Below are 19,932 nucleotides of genomic sequence, written 5' to 3'. Positions count from 1 at the left end.
ACGGCAAAGGGAGGTGAAGCGTTACGAAAGGGGAAACGCGCTTTCGTAACTGCTAAAAGCATATGGGCAACAAAAAAGATGTGCAATTCAACATTCTAAGCAACAAATCAACCACCCACGGGGCTTACCACACAGGCACCATCAGCTTGAGCAATCTCTCTTCCATATTGATCGAAGGGGATCAAGCTAAGATCGATCTCGGTTTGATTCATGCCAAAAGCGCGGTAGAGCGTGGCGTGAAGTTTACCAGCAATGAAGATGAAGTGCCTGAGGGTACCTTGTATTGGGTCGTGTGGGTAGCGGTGGATCGTGACGAAAACGGTCCGTATTATGCCGGTGCCGCGGCCTGTCCGATGCGGATTGACCGGGAGAAACGCATCGGTTGGAAAAATCTCGCCTTTCATGTGAACCGCATGGATGATGCGCTGAAACGGCGAGTCAAGCTGTCGGAAATGGGCGAAACGGAGAAGGCCGCGTTGAAAGCATTACTCATTAAACACAATGAGGAAATGTGGAAAAACAGCAAGGCGGAGTTAAAAGCGCAGCTTCCGTCATAAAAATGAACGAAATGTGAACAAACTTCGTTCGCTATTGCCGCCTCATATGGGGCAGGAGTACACTAAGTAGTGGTTTCGGAATCTTTTGCTAGGACACAAAAAATGGCGGACAGTTGTCCGCCATTTTTTGTTTTTGTGATGGCATTCGCGATGACATGGTAAATTTTCGCCTCTTTTGCGCAAGCTAAAGGATAGGGAGGCGGTAGTGATGGCAAATAACCATGAACATTTTGCGAGGCATGGCGGCACGCATTTCCGCGCCAATGTTTCCGAGCAAGAGATTAACGAATTTGTGCGGTCCCTTCCTGAAGGGAAAAAAGAAAGCATGTATGAAGTGATGAAAGAGTTGGCCGCGGCAGGCAAAATCACTTTGCTGAATGATGGTGAATTTGCAGACGGCGAGGGACGCGTCGGCGGCAGTAACGAATGTTAAAGCAAACAACCCCATGTCTTTCAAGGACATGGGGTTATTTTTGCTCATTGACAACATTGCGACCCACACGCCATGCTAGCGTTGGGTGTGGGCCAACGTGTAGCTGTCCATCTTCATCAGACACGACCTAAAGTCGGTTCCACCAGTCAGACAACCGTTCCCACAGTGACGGCTCCCGCTCCGGTAAACGGTGATGTGGTGCGACGATTTTCGGTTCGGTACCGCTGACGAAATACTCGAACCGGACCCGTTCACACAGCGGTGTCGCCAGTGTGCCGGTCTCTTCATCAATATAAACGCCTTTGACTCCTTCTGGGACGGGGAAGCGGCGGCTTAGGAACGGCTTTGTCGCTTCCTTCATATAATCGGCCCAGATGTACTGCGAATAACGGGCTTGGTGGTGGGGAAGCCGTTTCCCTTGGTCATAACCGACCCAAGTGACTGTAACCAAATCAGGTGTGTATCCAGCCAGCCAACCGTCCCAGTCCGTCGTTCCTGTTTTGCCCGCGGCGGGGTGGGTGAATTGTTGGCGAACCCGATAGCCTGTCCCGCCCGGTTCAAACACGCTAGACATAAGCTGAGTCAAGACAAAGGTGTGGGCGTCAGAGGCGACCCGCTCTGCTTGTTGTTGCACTTGGATGATGGTGCGGTTGAAGGGGTCAACCACCTTGGTGATGCCGATCAGGGGGCGGTGGATGCCGCCGCTGGCAATCGTCGCGTACGATTCGGCCATTTCGTAGGGCGAGACGGTGTAACTACCCAAAGCCAATGAGGGGGTTGGTTTGAGCAGGCTTTTGATGCCGAGTTTCCGGGCCAAGGCGATTTCCCGTTCCATCCCGGTCGACAGCAGTGTGCTGACAGCGTAGATGTTGTCAGAGCGGGCGATCGCTTCCCTCATGGTGATCGGACGGTAAGCGTACTGACCTCGATAATTGGATGGCTTGTAAGTGCCACCTTGGTAAACGAATGTAGTAGGCTTGCTCTCAATGCGTGTGATCGGTGTAAACCCTTGTTGCAACGCGCTGAGGTACAGGAACGGTTTGAATGACGAACCAGGTTGCCGCTTGGCGAACACGCGGTTGTATTGGGATGTCAGATAATCTTTGCCTCCAACCATCGCTTTAATGGCCCCTGTCCGGGGATCGACGGAGATCAAAGCACCCTGCAATCCAGGAGCGGGTTCGGTGTGTTTTCTCAGGGCTTGTTCGGCTGCCTGTTGCATGCGGGTGTTGAGCGTGGTGTGGATTTTTAAACCGCCCCGCCGCACCACAGCTTCATCCAATCCATACTGGTTCACCAACGTTGAAATGACATAATCCTGAAAGTAATTGGCTTTTAGCTGTTTGGGTTTCGTTTGGGGGGCGATGGCAAGCGCGTGTTGTTTGGCTTGCTCGGCTTCCGCCAGGGAAATCTCACCGTTTTTCACCATCAGGTCCAAGATGTGACGTTGTCTGCGCTTGGCCCGCTCCAGATGGTTCCATGGGGAATAGTAAGAGGGGCCACGGGGGATGCCCGCCAAAAACGCTGATTCTGCCAATGTGAGTTGCTCCGCTTTTTTGTTGAAATAAAGTTTGGCGGCTCTTCCCACGCCATAGGCGCCGTGTCCGTAATAAATCTGGTTTAAATAAAGCTCCAATATCTGGTCTTTGCTGTAGTGGAGTTCAAGTTGGACGGTTAACAGCGCTTCTTTGATCTTGCGGGCCCACGTGCGGTCATGGGTCAAGTAGAGATTGCGCGCCAATTGTTGCGTGATGGTGCTGGCCCCCTGCTCGATACGCCCTTCTTTGATGTTGACAGCAACCGCCCGGAGAATGCTTTTCACCGAAAAACCGTGATGGCGGTAAAAATCTTTATCTTCGGCGGCCAAAGTGGCGGAGATGAGCGAAGGGGGCAAGTCCCGCAAACGAACCGGGATGCGCGCTTCCCCTTCGTCTAGACGTCCAAACACTTGCCCTGTATCGTCATAAAGCATGGACGTTGAGAAAAAGTTAGGGATGGGCAATGGACGCGACTTTAGATACAAAAGCAACAAACCGGATAAAAGAGCACCAATCACGAGTGTGATGATAAGGCCCTTTAATAACTTGTAGCCCAAAGACAAGCCCTTCAGGATGAAAAGTAGTTTCGTTGATTCGCTTGGAGTGGCGTGTGGATGTTCGCTCATGTTTGCGGCTCCTTTTTCCGGTGTTTTCTTCCGTCTCTACTTAAACAGAAGCAGGAATATTATGCGAAGGTCGCAGGAAGAATATACCTGAGAAAAAGGTTGGTCTTATGGTTGATGAAAATGATTGTAACTGATTCGTCCATGCATTATTCTTAGTAAGTTAGAGTTGTACATAGGAAAGGAGTAATCAATTATGGAAATGAGAGAAATGGATCTCTGGTACACAGAAAAACAAACGAAGAACCATGGAATCACGACGAAAATCAATAAGACGTTATATCACGATAAATCAGAGTTCCAAACGTTAGATGTGATTGAAACGGCTGAGTTTGGCAACATGTTGGTGCTGGACGGCATGGTCATGACCACCGACCGCGATGAGTTTGTCTACCATGAAATGATCACCCACGTTGCGATGAATACCCATCCCAATCCTAAGCGCGTGCTTGTGGTCGGCGGAGGAGACGGGGGTGCCATTCGGGAAATCCTGCGCTACCCGAGTGTCGAGCAGGCTGTGTTGGCAGAAATCGACGGCAAAGTGATTGCAGCGTCCAAACAATTTTTCCCCAAGATCGCCGGTGGGTTGGACGATCCGCGTGTCGATATCCAAGTTGCTGATGGTATCCAGCATGTGCGGGACAACAAAGGGAAATACGATGTGATCTTGGTTGATTCGACGGAGCCGGTTGGACCTGCGGTGGGATTGTTCCAAAAGCCTTTCTATGAGGAAATTTATGAAGCGCTGAAAGAAGACGGAATCATGGTCGCGCAGACGGAATCACCTTGGTTCAACCGGGATCTCATCCGCCAGGTTTTCCGCGACATTTCCAGTACCTTCCCGATCACCCGCCTGTATACGGCGAGCATTCCAACCTACCCCAGCGGATTGTGGAGCTTCACGATCGGATCGAAAAAATATGATCCTCTGGCAGTGGACGAGGCCAAGCTACATCGATTCGACACCCGCTATTATCGTCCAGAACTGCATAAAGCGCTGTTCTCGCTGCCGGCGTTCGTCTTGGAATTGCTCCAGCCAGAGGGGGAATAATTGATGCGATTCGATGAGAAATATTCAGGTAATGTTTTCATTGGTGCGAGCGATGACTTGGAGCAGGCGCAAGCCGTGTTGTACGGTATGCCCATGGACTGGACCGTTAGTTTCCGTCCCGGATCGCGGTTTGGTCCGGCGCGGATTCGGGAGTCGTCCTTGGTGCATGAAGAGTACAGCCACTATTTAGAACGGGAACTGACCGAGATCGTTTATTATGACGCTGGGGACATTCCGTTGGCTTTTGGCAATCCGGAGAAAAGCTTGCGGCAAATCGGGGATTTCGTCCGCCAAGTCTTGGACAAGAAGAAAATGCCGATCGGGATGGGCGGAGAGCATTTGGTTACTTGGCCGGTGGTGCAGGAAGTGTATAAAGATTACCCCGATTTGGCGGTGATCCATATCGACGCCCACGCCGATTTGCGTACGGATTATGAGGGGGAACCGTATTCCCACGCCACGCCTTTGCGCAAAATCGCCGAATTGATCGGTGGGCAAAATGTGTATCAGTTTGGGATTCGATCCATGACCAAAGATGAAGTGGCTTATGTCAAGGAAGCGGGCATTCACTTTTATCCATTCGATGTGCTTGCGCCGCTGGAAAAATGTTTGCCGTCCTTGGCTGGCCGTCCCGTCTACGTGACCATCGATATCGACGCGCTAGATCCGGCTCATGCGCCGGGCACGGGAACGCCGGAGCCTGGCGGCATCACTTCCAAAGAGATGTTGGCAGCGATTCATGCCATCGCCCGTTCGGAAGTGAATGTGGTCGGCGCCGATTTGGTCGAAGTGGCACCGGCGTATGACCACAGTGAACAAACCCCTGTGGTAGCGGCAAAGCTGATTCGGGAAATGCTGCTCGGGTTTGTCAAATAGACCGCATTGACTCAAATTCTTCCCTCCCACGCACAGGGCAGGGAAGCTTTTTTATTCGGCTGGCAAAAAAGTCCCGACCAGTGTTAAGATACAAGTATTAAAAAATTGGGGGAGGCTGGCGCTTTGATCCCAGTGAAAATCCACATCCAATCGGTCATACAGCAAGAAGCGGGACAAGAGCCGGAAGTGATCGAACAAGACTTGGTCGGCAAGTTTGAGGCCAAGGCGAACGGAGAATGGACACTTAAGTACAAAGAACATGAGGGAACCGTCGAAGAAGTGTTCACCTCTGTCCGATCACATCAAGACCATGTCACCATCTCACGGCAAGGGCCTGTATCATACAGACAGACATATTGGCCGGGCAAAAAAGTGGAGAGCATCGTACACACCCCGGCAGGCAAGACCGAAATGGAAGTGAAAACCCTGTCCTACCGACGCGGTTGCGCGGAGACGGGGGGAGAGATTGCGTTTTCATTTGAATTGACGATGGGCACGCAAGAGTTGGGCAAATACCAATTGAGTTTGAAGTGGATGGAGGACGAGTGAAATGAATCCGCTTGAACAGATGAAGGAAACATTGAAACAAGAGATCAGGCAAGCAGTCATCCGCACCGGGCTGGTGGCGGAAGAGAGCGTGCCAGAGGTTGCGTTGGAAGTGCCAAAGGAAAAAGCACACGGAGACTTCGCTACCAACATTGCGATGCAATTAACCCGCATCGCCCGCAAAAACCCGCGCGAGATCGCGGCACAAGTCGTGGCCGAGCTTGATCGCGGTGCCGGCAACATCCGCGATGTGCAAATAGCTGGCCCCGGCTTTATCAACTTTTTTATGGACCGTTCCTTCTTGGTGCGCGTGTTGGAAGAGATCAAGCAAAAAGGAACGGCTTACGGCCATTCCAACACCGGGCGGGGAGAGAAGGTAAATGTGGAGTTTTGTAGCGCCAACCCGACCGGCCATCTGCATTTGGGGCATGCCCGCGGTTCCGCAGTGGGCGATGCCCTCAGCAACATCTTGGAAGCCGCCGGTTACGACGTAACCAGGGAATATTACATCAATGATGCCGGTAACCAGATGAATATGCTGGCCCTTTCATTGGAAGCACGGGTTTTGGAGGCGTTGGGCCAAGATGCGGTTTTCCCTGAAGACGGTTACCGCGGTCAGGAGATTATCGACATCGCTGCAGAGTTGGTTCGGGAGGAAGGGGACCGACTCTTACATATGGAGCGAGAAGAGCGTTTGGCTTACGTGAAAGAAGTGGGCAAGCAGAAGCTGTTGGCCAAGATCAAAGCCGACTTGGAGAAATACCGGGTTAAATTTGATGTTTGGTTCAGCGAATTGTCCTTGTACCAAGCGGACGCAATTGAGCAAACGATTGCTGAGCTGAAAGAAAAAGGGTACACCTATGAGTCGGATGGGGCGTTGTGGCTCCGCTCGACAGCATTTGGCGATGATAAAGACCGCGTCTTGATTAAACAGGATGGGTCATTCACCTACCTCACACCGGACATCGCCTATCACCGTGACAAGTTAAAGCGCGGCCATGACCGATTGATCAACATCTGGGGAGCCGATCACCATGGCTATATACCGCGGATGAAAGCGGCGCTCAACTCCTTGGGGCATGACGCAGATCAGTTGGAAGTGGTTATCACCCAGATGGTGAAGCTTTATCAAGGCGGCGAACTGGTTAAGATGTCGAAGCGCACGGGTAAAGCGGTGACCATGGAAGAATTGATGGACGAAGTAGGCGTGGATGCAGCTCGTTACTTTTTTGTGATGAGAAGCCCAGATGCGCACCTTGATTTTGATATGGATTTGGCAGTGTCACAGTCCAATACCAATCCCGTGTATTATGTGCAATATGCGTCGGCCCGGATCGCCAGCGTATTCCGCCTGGCCGAGGAGAAAGGGATGGCGCCTTCCTGGGATGCGAACGTATTGGCGCGCCTCACCTTGGAACAGGAATTGGACCTGATTCAGAAGCTGGGCGAGTTTGCGGAAGAAGTGGCCGTCAGCGCCCAACAGTTGGCGCCACACCGGGTTGTGCGGTATCTGTATGATTTGGCGACCCTATTCCACAGCTATTACAACGAACATCGCGTGATCACCGATGATGCGGAATTGTCTCAGGCGCGGCTGGCCCTGTTTGCGGGTGTGCGCCAAGTTTTGCGAAACGGGTTGTCCCTGATCGGCGTGTCGGCGCCGGAGCGGATGTGAGCAACTCATCCAGCCCTCATCATTTCCATCTGGGAGTGGTGGGGGATTTTCTTTTGAGCAAAAACTGATATGATGTTGACGGACACCTTTTTTCCCTCTCTATCATTTTCGAAAAAATGTAACATCCATTAGGAGATTCTAGATTGATAATAGAAGTGCAGGAAAGATTGTTAGTAGATGGGAAACCAAAGGAAAAAGTAATTGATTAAACAGCAAACCGGACAGTGGTTACGCTGAGAACATGAACGTAATGAACACAAGGAGAATGTCCGATGGAAGGAACAGTGCTGGCTGGAAGGTACCAGGTTCTTGAGCGCATCGGTGGCGGCGGCATGGCTGTCGTCTACAAAGGGAGAGACTCGCTGTTGGACCGGTACGTGGCGATCAAGGTGATGAACCAATCTTTCAGCCATGATCAAGATGCAGTTCGCCGATTTATTCGTGAGGCAAAAGCAGCGGCAAGCATGTCACACGCCAATATCGTCAATGTGTACGATGTAGGGCGTGAGGATTCGATATATTTTATGGTTATGGAGTATGTCAAAGGCCCAACCTTGATGGATATGATCAAGAAAAAAGGCCGATTTGGGGCGGAGGAAACGATTGAAATCGCTATCCAGATTTGTGAAGGAATTCACCATGCCCACCAAAAGGGAATCATTCACCGCGACATCAAGCCCCATAATATCTTGGTGGCGCCGGGCAACCAGTATAAAGTGACCGACTTTGGCATCTCTTACTTTCCCCGGGTGTCAGCGATTACGCAGACGGGGTATGTCATGGGATCGGTTCATTATTTTTCTCCGGAACAGGCGTCAGGAACCAAAGTGAGCGCCGCCTCCGACTTATATTCGCTCGGTGTGGTTTTGTATGAAATGCTGACGGGACGAGTGCCGTTTAATGGCGGGAATTCTGTCTCCATCGCATTGAAGCATATCCATGATCCTGTGCCTGATCTCAAATCGCTTAACAGTGAGATTCCAGAGCAATTGGTGGAGGTGATTCACAGAGCGTTGGCCAAAGACCCCGAACAGCGCTATCAATCGGCACGGCAGATGAAAGAGGCGCTGGAGGAGGTATTGGCGTCGATCCGGCAAGTGGATGCCTATGTGGAAACGTATGACATCCGTCCGAGAAGGACAACCACGCGCAATCGGGGCAAACGTTGGTGGGCGGTCGCTGGCTTGGCGGCGGTGTCATTGGTGTTCATCGGGTTTCAATTGGGCAACTTGGAAGGGAATTCCGCACCTCTTCCTGATCCGGCCAAGCAGCAGGCGGAAAACCCGAAACAAGGTAGTGGTTCATTGCCTGACAACACCAAAAGGAATTATAAATGGTGGAAAGAAATACCCAAAGAGTCTCGTAAGCAAAGCGAATATTTCCGTGATGTGAAAGTGACTGGGAAAGACGGCAATTATATTGTGTCATTAAAAGTGAATAATGAATTAGACAGTGAGTTTCATTATGATATTTTTGTGGTTGACCAAACCAATTCCCGCTTAGTGGACCCGGGTGTGTATGTCCGGTTCAAGAAAACGCCAAACGAAAAATGGTCCGATGTTCGTTTTCCTGTGCGTTTTCCCGCAGCCTGGTTGCAGACGACGATCAATGGGATTGTCAAAATCGAAATGTACCAATCCAAATGGGTGAATGGCAAGAAAAAGCGCATCGGCGCGGCAGAAGCGGTGTTAGAATTAAAAGGGGAACTCCCCGAATTTATGCGAAAAGATGCCAAGGATTAAGGCATCTTTTCTTTTTTTATAGAATTGGGGTGTTCCTGGACAAATAACAGAGTCCTTCGTTAGAATGGATATGATGAATTTTTGTCAACGAGTGACCATTTTTCGGCAGTTGGATCGGAAGCGGAGGAAAGGAGAGTTGTCTCATTTGATGATTACCCCCGGGATAAAGCAGGACATGATCGTTGAATTTCTTGAATGTTTGGACGAAGGGGTCCATATCGTCAATGCGGAGGGCAACACCATTTACTACAATAAAGTCGCTTCGCAAATGGATGGCATGCCTGCGGATGAAGTAATCGGCATGCATGTGTTGGAAGCGTTTCCATCCTTGACCCATAAGAGTAGCACCTTGTTGAGTGTGCTAAAAACGGGGCAAGCGCTGGAAGAGAGGGAGCAAACGTTCATGAACCGCAAAGGTAAGCGGGTGACAACCATCAATCGCACGATTCCGCTTAGATCCAAAGGGAAAGTGGTCGGGGCAGCAGAGATATCCAAAGACCTGACCCGCATGAAAGAATTGTCGGATCAAGTGCTTCATTTGCAGGAGCGCATACGGCATCCGCGGGGGTCACGCGAGCAGGAGGTTAAACGTTTTTACTCCTTTGATGACATTGTGACCCAGAACCCGTTGATGCTCAAAGAGATTGAGCGTGCCCGACGGGCCGCCCGCACGCATTCTCCCGTCTTGGTAATCGGGGAGACGGGTACGGGTAAGGAGTTGTTTGTGCAGGCGATTCACCGTGATTCGTCGCGGCGCGATCAACCGTTTATCGTTCAGAATTGCGCTGCTATTCCTGCTTCTCTGTTGGAGGGCATCCTGTTTGGCACGGCGCGCGGTGCTTTCACCGGAGCGGAAGACCGTCCCGGCTTGGTAGAGCTGGCGGACGGAGGTACCCTCTTTTTGGATGAAATCCATGCGATGCCGATTGATTTGCAGGCCAAATTGTTGCGGGTGTTGGAGGATGGGCAAGTGCGGCGCGTGGGCGGAACCGAGTTGCGTTCGTTTGATGTCCGGGTGATTGTGGCCACCAACGAGGACCCTTTGTTAAGCATTAAGGAAGGGCGGTTGCGCCGGGATCTTTATTACCGGATTCATGTGGTGGGGATCCATCTCCCTCCCTTGCGCGAACGGCCGGAAGACATCACTTGCTTAACCCACTATTTCTTCAGAAAGTTAAAAGGGCAGTGGCATTCGCCGGTGAAGCGCATCGCCGATGAAGTGATGGAAGCGTTTGTCCGATATGATTGGCCAGGCAATGTGCGGGAGTTGGAGCATACAGTGGAAGGGGCTTTGAATCTGGCATTGGAAGAGGAGTTACGGCTTGTGCATCTCCCCCGTCATTTCCAAGCAATTGTACCGACCCAGGTGATTCGGATGAAAGGGAGTGGAGGTTGCCTGCGCGAAATGTTGTGGGACGTGGAGGCGCGGTTGATTCGTGAGGCCATGGAGGAAGCTGGCGGCAATGTATTGCAAGCGGCCAAACGGTTGGGCATTCCACGCCAGACGCTACAGTACAAATTGAAAAAGCTAAATGAAAGGAAACGCGGCTGACTTCTTTATAGCGGACACGAACTAGACGTGTCTGGTGCATGGGCCAGCGGCTTCAAAACCGTTTCCTATTCGCTTCACGTGTGACGAGGCGCTCATTTGGAAAAGGTTTTTCCGTTGCATCTCCCTACTTGATTTGCCAGATACGCCCTAGATGGACTGCCCGTTTTTTCTCGTGTTACAAGCTGACTGCCCATATTTGGGCAGTTTTTTTGTGGGGAGGCGGAAAGAAGCGTGGAAATATGGGCTCCGCCGCAGTGGCATGAAAATTGCATGATATAAGAATGGAAACCGGCGGAAGGGGGAGAAGGTTTGCGAAAAGCGGGTCACCACTATGGTTTGCACCGGGTATTGGAACCGGCGGGTGTGTTGCCTCAACCGGCTTGGAAGTTGGATGCCACACCTGAGATTTGGGAGAATGAACTGCTGATTAACGTAGAGCGGTTAAATATCGATTCGGCTTCATTTCAACAGTTGAAAACCGAGGCAGAGGGCGATCCCGAACGGATCAAACGGCGTATTGTTGAAATCGTAAAAGAGCGGGGAAAGATGCACAACCCCGTCACCGGTTCGGGTGGAATGTTGATCGGTACAGTGGCGGAAGTGGGTTCGGCGTTTCCTGACCAAACGCTTGCCCCGGGCGCCAAAATCGCCTCGTTGGTTTCTTTGACGCTGACTCCGTTATGGTTGGAAGAAGTGAGGGAGCTATCACTAGAAACAGGACAATTGGAAGTGGCCGGCAAAGCAGTGTTGTTCGCCAGCGCCCCATATGCCGTGTTGCCGTCTGACATGCCCGAGCCGGTCGCTTTGGCTGCGCTTGATGTATGTGGCGCACCGGCGCAGACTGCTCGTTTGGTTCAACCGACCAATACGGTGGTGATCATGGGAGCGGGCGGAAAGTCGGGATTGTTGTCCTTGTACCAAGCTTGGAAAAAGGTGGGGCAACAGGGATGTGTGATTGCTTTGGAAGCAAACCCTGAAGCGTGCCGCCGCATCGAGTCGATGGGATTGGCCCACCATGTCGCATGTTTGGATGCGACTGACCCCTTGCAAGTGCTGGAGACGGTATCCACGCTTACCCAGGGCCGGTTGGCCGATGTGACCATCAATTGCGTCAATGTGCCCCGCTCGGAGTTACCGGCGATATTGGCGACGCAAGAAGGTGGCGTGGTGGTGTTTTTCAGCATGGCCGTCCAGTTCACGACGGCGGCCTTAGGAGCCGAAGGAGTGGGAAAAGACGTACAGATGATGATCGGCAATGGATATGTTCCGGGACATGCCGCCTTGGCGTTGGAGAGCCTAAGGGAATGTCCGGCGCTTTATGATTGGTTTTGCCAACGGTTTTCTTCGCAGATAGGGTGATCGCTTGTCAGATTGCGGGTGTGACGCGAGGGAGAACGGACAAATGAAAGGGGATGGAAGTAGATGCGTGATTGGCGCGAGATTGAACTGTGGAAAGATGTGACGGAAGAACAGTGGAACGATTGGCTATGGCAATTGACCCACACGATTCGCAATTATGACGACCTGAGCAAAGTGATCAATCTGACGCCGGAAGAAATCAAGGGAGTTGACATCTCTAAAGAGACGATTCCGCTTAATATCACTCCCTATTACGCCTTGCTCATGGACCCAGACGACCCCAAAGATCCGATTCGGATGCAATCGGTGCCGATTTCTTCCGAGTTGTATCGCACATCGTACGACATGGCCGATCCGTTGTTGGAAGACACGGATTCCCCAGTGAAAGGGCTGACCCATCGCTACCCTGACCGCGTTCTCTTCTTGATCACCAACCAATGCTCCATGTATTGCCGTTATTGTACGCGCCGCCGCTTTTCGGGCCAAATCGGGATGGGCGTCCCCAAAAAGCAGATGGACGCTTGTATCGAATACATCCGCAACACGCCGACTGTCCGCGATGTGCTACTCTCCGGAGGGGACGGCTTGTTGGTCAATGACCGGATCTTGGAATATCTGCTGAAAAACCTGCGGGAGATCCCCCATGTAGAAATCATCCGGATCGGCACGCGGGCACCGGTTGTGTTTCCGCAACGCATCACGAAAGAGTTGTGTGCCATTTTGAAGAAATACCATCCGGTCTGGCTTAACACGCATTTCAATCACCCCAAGGAGTTGACGCCAGAAGCGCGCCGGGCTTGTGAGATGTTGGCTGACGCGGGTGTGCCGGTCGGGAATCAAGCTGTCATTCTAGCCGGAATCAATGATTGCCCCCATGTGATGAAAAAACTGATGCATGAATTGGTTAAGACGCGCGTAAGGCCTTATTACATCTATCAATGTGACCTTTCAGAAGGGATTGGCCATTTCCGGGCCCCCGTGTCCAAAGGGCTGGAGATCATCGAGTATTTGCGCGGCCACACTTCGGGATACGCCATTCCTACGTTTGTGGTGGACGCACCAGGAGGCGGCGGCAAAATACCGCTCAGTCCCAACTACGTCATCGCACAGACGCCGTCTAAAACCGTGTTGCGCAACTTTGAAGGGGTCATCACCAGTTATCCGGAGCCGGAGCATTACCATCCGCACGACTCAGAGAATTGCGAGTATTGCCAGCAGGCCGGGGATCAATTGGGTGTAGCCGCGCTGTTGAGCGACCAACGGATCAACTTGGAGCCCAAACAATTGACCCGCGAGCTACGGCGGAAACAGGGGGAAGTGCTGGAAAAAAGATGAGCAAGAGGGTTGTGGTGGCGGGTGAAAGAGAAAACATGTGAGAGCACCGCGATTGTCGGTGTGGCGAAAAACGCGGGGAAAACCACGGTTCTAAGCGCCTTTATGGAACAGTGGTCCCTGTGTGGCCCGCTGGGTGTGTGCAGCATCGGCATTGACGGGGAGGAACGGGATGCGTGGAGCGGAAGGCCGAAGCCGCAGCTGAAGATTCCTGAAGGGGTCTGGGTGGCGACGACGGGTGCGATCATTGATCAAAAGCCCGGTCATTTCGCGGTTTGGGAAGGGACCGGGATTACGACCACGTTGGGAGAGGTGTGGATCGCGCAAACAACGCGGCCAACCCAAGTGAAGCTGGCCGGTGTCCATACGCGGGAAGAGGCGCACCGGGTGATCGACGGCTTGCAGCGAGCCGGAGTACGAAGGGTTGTGGTGGACGGCGCTTATGACCGGCGCATGGCAGCTAGCCCTTGGGTCACCGACTCCGTGATTTTGGTGGTGGGCGCCAGCCTGGGCGCGTCGATGAGCGCATTGGTGTCTAAGACAGCAGAGTGGTTGCGCCTCTTTTCATTGCCCGTCTGTCCAGAACCCGATCGTGAGGCGCTTACGCCCCTGTTGGTTCATCGTGGGGTGTATCGCAAGCGGGAAGGTACATGGAAATCTTGCGCGGCATTGACCTTGATGGAGCAGGAAGCCCTGAATACCGAAATCCTGAAGGCGGAGGCGGTGGCGCTGTCAGGTGCATTGACAGATCGCATGTTGCGCCACATGATGCAGCAAGGGTGCTACCCGCGACTGATTGTATCTGATTGGACCCGCATCTTCGCCGATCCCGTTCTTTTGCGGCGTTATTTAGAGCGGGGCGGGCGCATTGAAACGGTGCGGTCAGCGGTGTTGCGAGGGGTGGCGGTCAATCCTGTGTCGCCGGAAGGCCATGTGTTTCCGCCGCAGGAGCTGAAGGCGCGTGTGGCCGAGCTGTGCAAGCCGGTGCCGGTCTTTGATGTATGGCGAGATCCCTTGGAGGAAGGAGGGGATCGTGATCCATTGGGATGAAACGACATGGGCGGAGTTGGATGTGGCGTATTGTTGGAACTTGTGGCAGCCTCTCACGCCGATGGGTAAGCGGGCCAAACGGCGGGCGCGTCCTTTTCGTCCGGGTGAAGAGCGCGAGTGGGAACAAGTGCTTCGTGAACAGGATGAAATCAACTTGTGGCTAGCGGCCCATCCTCGTTGCCAAGCACTGGTCTCGCATTGCTTGAAGAAGATGCCGGACATCGAAGGGCAATTGGACAAATTGGGTGCGGATGAGGTGTTGGGGCTGACTGATTGGTTCCACATGAAACAATTTTTGTGGCAATTCGGCCAACTACACCACCTCATGCGGGAGCATCGGTGCACAGTCGTTTCCCTGATGCCGGAGGAAGATGTTCCGCTTTTGGAACAGTGCTTGGCGCGACTCAATCCGGGTACTAATCGGACAGCCGCTTTTTGGATTGATGATGCGTATGATGATGATTTGCGCCGCTTGCGGCAACAATGGCGCCGCATGGAAATCAAGGAGCGAGAGCGCGTAGAACAATGCAAGCGGGAGATCGAGGAAGCGTATGGTATCCGCCGGAACCGTTTAGGAACTTGGACGGTTCCGCGCCACACGCCTTTAGAAGAAACGTTGCGCCAGGATCGGCGGGTCGTGTGCGAGGCAGAAACGGCATATGATGTCACGTTTCGCTTGCCAGAAGTCGCTGATCAAGAGATGGCGAGGTTGCAAGAGCAAGTGGAAGCGCGGGAACAGGCGGTATGCGTCCAGTTGACCGAAGAATTTAGGCGCGTGTATCCCCGTTTGCGGTACTGGATGCAACAGGTGACGCACTTCGATTTGCAATGGTCCCGCTATCATGCTGGACAGAAGTGGGCCGGTGTGCGGCCGGAGTGGGATGGAGACCGGTTCCTCCTTGAGGGAGCCATCCATCCGGGCATCGCGCAAGACGTGGCCGCGGAAGGGAGAAGCGTGACGCCGATTGATCTGGAAGTGGGCCGTGGTGTCACAGTAATCACTGGCCCCAACATGGGAGGCAAGACTGTCGCCTTAAAAACGGTAGGGCTGATTGCCGTCTTGGCTCATTATGGATTGTTTGTGCCCGCCACCGCTTGCCGGCTGCCCTTGATGCACTGGATTGCGAGCACGCTGGGCGACGGGCAGTCCACAAAGCAAGGCTTAAGCCGCTTTGGGGCGGAAGTGGTGCGTTTGACGCAGTGGCTGAACCAACCGGGAGAGGGATTGCTTCTGTTGGATGAGATCGGCAGGGGGACCAATCCGCGGGAAGGAGCGGCCTTAGCGCGAGCGATCACAAGCCGGTTGAGCGAAGGGAATGATTGGGCCGTGCATGTGACGCATTATCATGAGGTGAATCAGTTGCCCGGCATCCGCCGTTACCGAGTGGCCGGCTTGTCATGGACGGATTTAGAACGGGAAGGGCTGGGGAGTGAAGGGGCGTGGCGGGAGCGGTTGCACCGCCATATGGATTATCGACTCATTCCGGTGCAACGGGAGGAAGCGCTTGATGCCGACGCTCTCCGCCTGGCCCTGCTCTTAGGGTTGCCGGAAGAGATTGTGGCGGATGCGGAACGACGATTGGGGAGTGGGGAAGATGAAGGGAAAACTGCGGCTGAATCAGGCTGATATCGATCGGGCCCGGGAAGCGGCACGAGTGATTGCAGCAGATGTGGACCAGTACATCTCCACCCGCACAACAGTAGCGGTGGAGCGGACTGTGCTGCGGTTGTTGGGGATTGACGGCATTGACCATGAGGGCGTGCCGCTCCCCAATGTGATCGTCGAACAATTGCTGACAGAAGGGAAGATCTCTTCCGGGGCGGCCTTTTGGGTGATTCAGGCGATGTTGGCGCATCGTCTCTCAGCGCAGGAAGTGGCGGAGAAAGTGGCGCGGGGGGAACTCCATTTGTTGCAAGTGCCCCCTCTCCCACACGAGGAGATTCAGCGTGAAGGGGAGCGATTGGCCCGTGAGGCACTGGACTTGATCCAAGCGCGGCGGCGGGAACGGGAAGAGTGGATTGAGCGCATCGGCGAAGGGCGGCAACCTTATCTCTATGTTATCGTTGCCACCGGAGACATTTATGAAGATGTGGTGCAGGCCCGAACGGCGGCGCGGCAAGGGGCCGATATTATCGCCGTGATCCGGAGCACAGGCCAAAGCTTGTTGGATTATGTGCCTTATGGGGCAACCCGTGAGGGGTTTGGCGGAACGTTTGCCACACAGGAGAATTTTCGGATCATGCGGCGGGCGCTGGATGAAGTAGGTGAGGAAGTGGGACGGTATATTCGGCTGTGCAACTATTGTTCTGGGTTGTGCATGCCGGAGATCGCGGCGATGGGAGCGCTTGAGCGGTTGGATGTGATGCTGAACGATGCGCTGTACGGCATTCTTTTCCGTGACATCAACATGCAACGAACCCTGATCGATCAAGCGTTTTCCCGCATGATCAACAGCTATGCCGGGATTATCATCAATACCGGGGAAGACAATTATTTGACCACGGCAGACGCGGTTGAAGCGGCCCATACAGTGACAGCCTCCCAATTCATTAATGAACAGCTAGCTCTCTTGTCCGGACTGCCGCCTGAGCAGATGGGATTGGGGCATGCATTTGAGATGAACCCCGACTTGGAGGACGGTTTGCTGCTGGAGATCGCCCAAGCGCAATTGGCGCGCGAGCTCTTCCCCGACGCCCCACTTAAATACATGCCGCCAACCAAGCACATGACCGGTAACATTTTCAAAGGGCACGTACAGGATGCTTTGTTTAATCTGGTGAGCATCCTGACGGGGCAAGGCATCCAATTATTGGGGATGATGACGGAAGCGATGCACACCCCGCACATGCATGACCGCCAATTGGCTTTGGAGAGCGCGCAATACATTTTCAACAATGGGCGTCGTCTGGGTGAAGAGCTGTTGTTCCGTCCAGGGGGACGGATCGAGCAGCGGGCGACCGAGGTGCTGAAGCAGGCGGGGGACTTGCTTCAGCAAGTGTGCGAAAGCGGGTTGTTCACGGCTTTGGAGCAGGGCGTGTTCGCCGATGTGAAAAGGTCGCGGGTCGGCGGCAAGGGTTTGCGCGGCGTGGTGGAAAAAGAAATCGATTATTACAATCCGTTGGAGGAGGAACTCCGCAGAAGATTGGGATTGCCGGAGCGGGAGGGAAACGGGAATGAGTGTGGACTTTACCAGAGTTAAACCTTATGGGGACACCATGAATGACGGGGTGATTCAACTCAGTTTCACGCTGCCCGTTCCGGCGGGAGAAGAAGCTCGGGAAGCGGCGCGGCAATTGGTCGCCAAGATGGCAATCGATGAACCGCAAGTGTATCACATGAAAGACTTGGGTGAAGGGTACACCTTTTTCATTGTTTACGGCAAATGCCAGGTGGATGTCGATTACAGCCGGATTCAAGTGCCCAAGGTGACAAGTAAAGTGATGGACTTTTATGAGATCAACCAGTTTATCCGCGAGCAAATCGGGCGCAAACTGGTGGTCATCGGCGCTTGCACAGGCACCGACGCCCATACCGTGGGCATCGATGCGATCATGAACATGAAGGGGTACAACGGGGAGTATGGCTTGGAACGGTATCCTGAAATCGAGGCATACAATTTAGGGAGCCAAATAGAGAATGAGGAATTGATCAGCAAAGCGTTGGAATTGCAGGCGGATGTGTTGCTGGTCTCGCAAGTGGTCACCCAAAAAGGGGTGCATGTGACCAACTTGACAGAACTGGTGGAATTGCTGGAAGCGGAAGGATTGCGGGAGCGATTTGTTTTGATCTGTGGCGGTCCGCGCATTCATCATGAATTGGCGTTAGAGTTGGGGTTTGATGCTGGATTTGGGCCAGGAACCTTGGCACCGCATGTGGCTTCCTACTTTGTGCAGGAGATTGCACGGAGGGAGCGGGCGCGCATGGAATCCCGTCGTTGATAAAAAACGGTTTTCTCCATGTTCAGTGGAGAAAACCGTTTTGCGATGTTTGGATCAAAATGGAAAAAGTCGATCTTCTGGCCGTACCTTCGTCCCTTGGTCCATGCTTTTAACGCGGATGAGGTAATAAGATTGGAATCCTCCTTGCGCAATGGGAGTGATTTCAACCAGATCTTTGTAGGCCAGGTGTTCGATGATAATCGCTGTCTGAGAATAAGCGTAATCCAATATTTTTGATAAGCGGTAATGGGAAGTGATGAGGCTTCCCGGTTCCAAGGTGACGCCGAACGTGGTGTCTTTTGTCGGTTCGGTCGCGGCCAAGCGGCACAATTCATAGTAAACAAAGCGCTCCTTGGGGGTTAATTTCTCCGCTACATCATAAGGCACGCTAAAGGAATACGGTTTATTCACTGCATTTCACTCCTGAAGTTGGTATCAAAAATCAAAGGGCATGCCGCTCGCCTTGATTTGTTGAAAGGAAGAGGAACGTTCCGCTTTTGGGGTAGGAAGGGGGTTGTTGCTACCGCCAGCCTGCAACAACGGAGAAGCGGAGAGTTCATCTGCTTTCAGCTGTCCCATGCAGTAGGCGAATAGCAGATTCTTCACCAACCCCGAAAAGTTGATGTCCTTGCGGTCAATAAATCTCAACAACTCCAGTTCCACCGCGTCTTCGGTGTTAAACGAGACTTGCCGCCGTTCCCGCTTCTTGTATCCGCTCATTCACCAAGGGTCTCCTTTCCTAACGCGTAGTACCCTATCGCATTGGCAAACTGCGGATCTTCAAATGTGGTGGAATAGATGAAGCCCACGCGTTTGAAGGGTTCCAGCAGATCTTGCGCTTTGCCGCCGATTAATTCGACCACGTCGGTCGGCTCCCACATGCCTCCCAGATGACCCACCAGCATGGCCGCCATCTCTTCGGGATCGGCTTCCCGCACATTGTCCCAGCCTTTGGGGATCGTTCCGCTCTCCCGGTCGATGAAAATCCCATCTTTAAACGTTGCGTAATTGGTCGTGCGGGCTCCGGGGTCTACGATCCGCACCGTCCCCATCCGGCGGTGAATCCAATAGGCGGCTCCTCCCTCAATCGTAATCGCCGCTTTTTTAATGTTGATCTTGCGGTATGTACCATTCAGGATCACTTCATGCTCTCCCTCTAGCTTGGCCCGCAACCTTGCCCGTTCGTCATCTCTGTACATATTGATCGGCACTCCGGTAACCAGCTTAACGTCTCCTAATGCTCCTGCTTGGAACAATGCCGTCAAAATCAACAGGACGGTCTCTATGTTCACTTTGCTTTCCGTCATCATCTGACGAGTGAACGAACCCTCCCGTTCAGCCAATTGTCCAATAAAATAATCCTTTCCTTGATATCGGATCTCCATATCATCCTCTAGTGTCTGGATAAAGTTGCGCTGCCTTGCTTTTGACACTTTGGAAGGAAATGTGAACCTGCGGGTTCCCACAATTGTTTTCACATATGCACGTCCAGCATCTACCGCCACTAACATTTTTTGGGCCACCTTTCTGGGTTGTGTTGACGACAGTCAGGACAACTGTCTTTAAAATATCTTTCTTGTGTACCATTGTACGGACTATCGTCTTCAATCTGAGGAGTGTTGTGCACCATAGTCATGACAATTGTCAGCAATGGGGCGG

18 protein-coding genes are annotated in these 19,932 nt (G+C 52.9%); 14 read left to right on the top strand and 4 right to left on the bottom strand.

The annotated features are described in order from the left end of the window. Positions 1 to 62 precede the first annotated feature (62 nt). Together CLV36_RS04110 and CLV36_RS04105 are read left to right on the top strand one after the other, a co-directional pair. The gene (locus CLV36_RS04110) at positions 63 to 557 is read left to right on the top strand and encodes a YwhD family protein (RefSeq protein WP_106341825.1); all 495 of its coding nucleotides are present in this window, start codon (positions 63 to 65) and stop codon (positions 555 to 557) included. A 208-nt stretch (positions 558 to 765) separates the two neighbouring features. Then, positions 766 to 990, top strand: coding sequence for a hypothetical protein (locus CLV36_RS04105; RefSeq protein ID WP_054095810.1), 225 nt, complete (start codon positions 766 to 768; stop codon positions 988 to 990). Between the two features lie 127 nt (positions 991 to 1,117). Here the strand turns inward: CLV36_RS04105 and CLV36_RS04100 are convergent, their stop codons facing one another. Beyond that, complete coding sequence (locus CLV36_RS04100) at positions 1,118 to 3,154, bottom strand: transglycosylase domain-containing protein (protein WP_106341824.1); 2,037 nt, start codon at positions 3,152 to 3,154, stop codon at positions 1,118 to 1,120. 208 nt (positions 3,155 to 3,362) lie between these two features. Here CLV36_RS04100 and speE point away from each other — a divergent pair, with 208 nt between their 5' ends. From speE to kamE, 12 genes are all read left to right on the top strand, one after another. Further along, positions 3,363 to 4,202 (top strand): polyamine aminopropyltransferase, encoded by an 840-nt coding sequence (speE, locus tag CLV36_RS04095; protein WP_106341902.1) that lies wholly within the window; start codon positions 3,363 to 3,365, stop codon positions 4,200 to 4,202. A 3-nt stretch (positions 4,203 to 4,205) separates the two neighbouring features. Next, on the top strand, positions 4,206 to 5,078 hold the full coding sequence (speB, locus tag CLV36_RS04090) for an agmatinase (protein ID WP_106341823.1): 873 nt from the start codon (positions 4,206 to 4,208) through the stop codon (positions 5,076 to 5,078). A 132-nt stretch (positions 5,079 to 5,210) separates the two neighbouring features. Further along, positions 5,211 to 5,627 carry a YwiB family protein gene (locus CLV36_RS04085; protein ID WP_223248127.1) on the top strand — a complete coding sequence of 139 codons (417 nt, stop codon included), beginning with the start codon at positions 5,211 to 5,213 and terminating at the stop codon, positions 5,625 to 5,627. 1 nt (position 5,628) lies between these two features. After that, on the top strand, positions 5,629 to 7,299 hold the full coding sequence (argS, locus tag CLV36_RS04080) for an arginine--tRNA ligase (RefSeq protein ID WP_106341822.1): 1,671 nt from the start codon (positions 5,629 to 5,631) through the stop codon (positions 7,297 to 7,299). A 272-nt stretch (positions 7,300 to 7,571) separates the two neighbouring features. Further along, the gene (locus CLV36_RS04075) at positions 7,572 to 9,041 is read left to right on the top strand and encodes a protein kinase domain-containing protein (RefSeq protein ID WP_106341821.1); all 1,470 of its coding nucleotides are present in this window, start codon (positions 7,572 to 7,574) and stop codon (positions 9,039 to 9,041) included. A 73-nt stretch (positions 9,042 to 9,114) separates the two neighbouring features. After that, positions 9,115 to 10,593 carry a sigma-54 interaction domain-containing protein gene (locus CLV36_RS04070; protein WP_342748002.1) on the top strand — a complete coding sequence of 493 codons (1,479 nt, stop codon included), beginning with the start codon at positions 9,115 to 9,117 and terminating at the stop codon, positions 10,591 to 10,593. 309 nt (positions 10,594 to 10,902) lie between these two features. Continuing rightward, a complete protein-coding gene (gene kdd, locus CLV36_RS04065; protein ID WP_106341820.1) occupies positions 10,903 to 11,952 on the top strand; it encodes an L-erythro-3,5-diaminohexanoate dehydrogenase in 1,050 nt (349 codons plus the stop codon). A gap of 63 nt (positions 11,953 to 12,015) precedes the next feature. After that, positions 12,016 to 13,287, top strand: coding sequence for a lysine 2,3-aminomutase (gene kamA / locus CLV36_RS04060; protein WP_106341819.1), 1,272 nt, complete (start codon positions 12,016 to 12,018; stop codon positions 13,285 to 13,287). Between the two features lie 21 nt (positions 13,288 to 13,308). Further along, positions 13,309 to 14,334: a lysine 5,6-aminomutase reactivase subunit KamB gene (kamB, locus tag CLV36_RS04055; RefSeq protein ID WP_106341818.1), complete on the top strand. Its 1,026-nt coding sequence runs from the start codon at positions 13,309 to 13,311 to the stop codon at positions 14,332 to 14,334. Further along, positions 14,318 to 15,961: a lysine 5,6-aminomutase reactivase ATPase KamC gene (gene kamC, locus CLV36_RS04050; protein WP_181352816.1), complete on the top strand. Its 1,644-nt coding sequence runs from the start codon at positions 14,318 to 14,320 to the stop codon at positions 15,959 to 15,961. The genes kamB and kamC overlap by 17 nt, the downstream gene beginning before the upstream one ends. Beyond that, complete coding sequence (gene kamD / locus CLV36_RS04045) at positions 15,930 to 17,534, top strand: lysine 5,6-aminomutase subunit alpha (RefSeq protein WP_106341816.1); 1,605 nt, start codon at positions 15,930 to 15,932, stop codon at positions 17,532 to 17,534. Before kamC ends, kamD begins: the two co-directional genes overlap by 32 nt. Then, positions 17,509 to 18,273 (top strand): lysine 5,6-aminomutase subunit beta, encoded by a 765-nt coding sequence (kamE, locus tag CLV36_RS04040; RefSeq protein ID WP_106341815.1) that lies wholly within the window; start codon positions 17,509 to 17,511, stop codon positions 18,271 to 18,273. Before kamD ends, kamE begins: the two co-directional genes overlap by 26 nt. A 54-nt stretch (positions 18,274 to 18,327) precedes the next feature. Here the strand turns inward: kamE and CLV36_RS04035 are convergent, their stop codons facing one another. From CLV36_RS04035 to CLV36_RS04025, 3 genes are read right to left on the bottom strand one after another with little or no spacing between them, the layout of a single operon-like run. Beyond that, positions 18,328 to 18,684 (bottom strand): hypothetical protein, encoded by a 357-nt coding sequence (locus CLV36_RS04035; protein WP_106341814.1) that lies wholly within the window; start codon positions 18,682 to 18,684, stop codon positions 18,328 to 18,330. 24 nt (positions 18,685 to 18,708) lie between these two features. Further along, positions 18,709 to 18,993: a hypothetical protein gene (locus CLV36_RS04030; protein WP_102993677.1), complete on the bottom strand. Its 285-nt coding sequence runs from the start codon at positions 18,991 to 18,993 to the stop codon at positions 18,709 to 18,711. Then, the gene (locus CLV36_RS04025; RefSeq protein ID WP_102993676.1) at positions 18,990 to 19,784 is read right to left on the bottom strand and encodes a ParM/StbA family protein; all 795 of its coding nucleotides are present in this window, start codon (positions 19,782 to 19,784) and stop codon (positions 18,990 to 18,992) included. Before CLV36_RS04025 ends, CLV36_RS04030 begins: the two co-directional genes overlap by 4 nt. Positions 19,785 to 19,932: the final 148 nt, after the last annotated feature.

Origin of the sequence: Laceyella sediminis (genome assembly GCF_003003125.1) — a bacterium.
Classification (GTDB): domain Bacteria; phylum Bacillota; class Bacilli; order Thermoactinomycetales; family Thermoactinomycetaceae; genus Laceyella; species Laceyella tengchongensis.
Note: the sequence above shows the minus strand (reverse complement) of the source record. Positions and strands in the feature narration are given on the sequence as shown.

Coding starts and splice junctions, on each gene's coding strand:
- CLV36_RS04110 (WP_106341825.1), top strand. CDS start 63: ATGGGCAACAAAAAAGATGTGCAATTCAACATTCTAAGCAACAAATCA.
- CLV36_RS04105 (WP_054095810.1), top strand. CDS start 766: ATGGCAAATAACCATGAACATTTTGCGAGGCATGGCGGCACGCATTTC.
- CLV36_RS04100 (WP_106341824.1), bottom strand. CDS start 3,154: ATGAGCGAACATCCACACGCCACTCCAAGCGAATCAACGAAACTACTT.
- speE (WP_106341902.1), top strand. CDS start 3,363: ATGGATCTCTGGTACACAGAAAAACAAACGAAGAACCATGGAATCACG.
- speB (WP_106341823.1), top strand. CDS start 4,206: ATGCGATTCGATGAGAAATATTCAGGTAATGTTTTCATTGGTGCGAGC.
- argS (WP_106341822.1), top strand. CDS start 5,629: ATGAATCCGCTTGAACAGATGAAGGAAACATTGAAACAAGAGATCAGG.
- CLV36_RS04075 (WP_106341821.1), top strand. CDS start 7,572: ATGGAAGGAACAGTGCTGGCTGGAAGGTACCAGGTTCTTGAGCGCATC.
- CLV36_RS04070 (WP_342748002.1), top strand. CDS start 9,115: ATGAATTTTTGTCAACGAGTGACCATTTTTCGGCAGTTGGATCGGAAG.
- kamA (WP_106341819.1), top strand. CDS start 12,016: ATGCGTGATTGGCGCGAGATTGAACTGTGGAAAGATGTGACGGAAGAA.
- kamD (WP_106341816.1), top strand. CDS start 15,930: ATGAAGGGAAAACTGCGGCTGAATCAGGCTGATATCGATCGGGCCCGG.
- kamE (WP_106341815.1), top strand. CDS start 17,509: ATGAGTGTGGACTTTACCAGAGTTAAACCTTATGGGGACACCATGAAT.
- CLV36_RS04030 (WP_102993677.1), bottom strand. CDS start 18,993: ATGAGCGGATACAAGAAGCGGGAACGGCGGCAAGTCTCGTTTAACACC.
- CLV36_RS04025 (WP_102993676.1), bottom strand. CDS start 19,784: ATGTTAGTGGCGGTAGATGCTGGACGTGCATATGTGAAAACAATTGTG.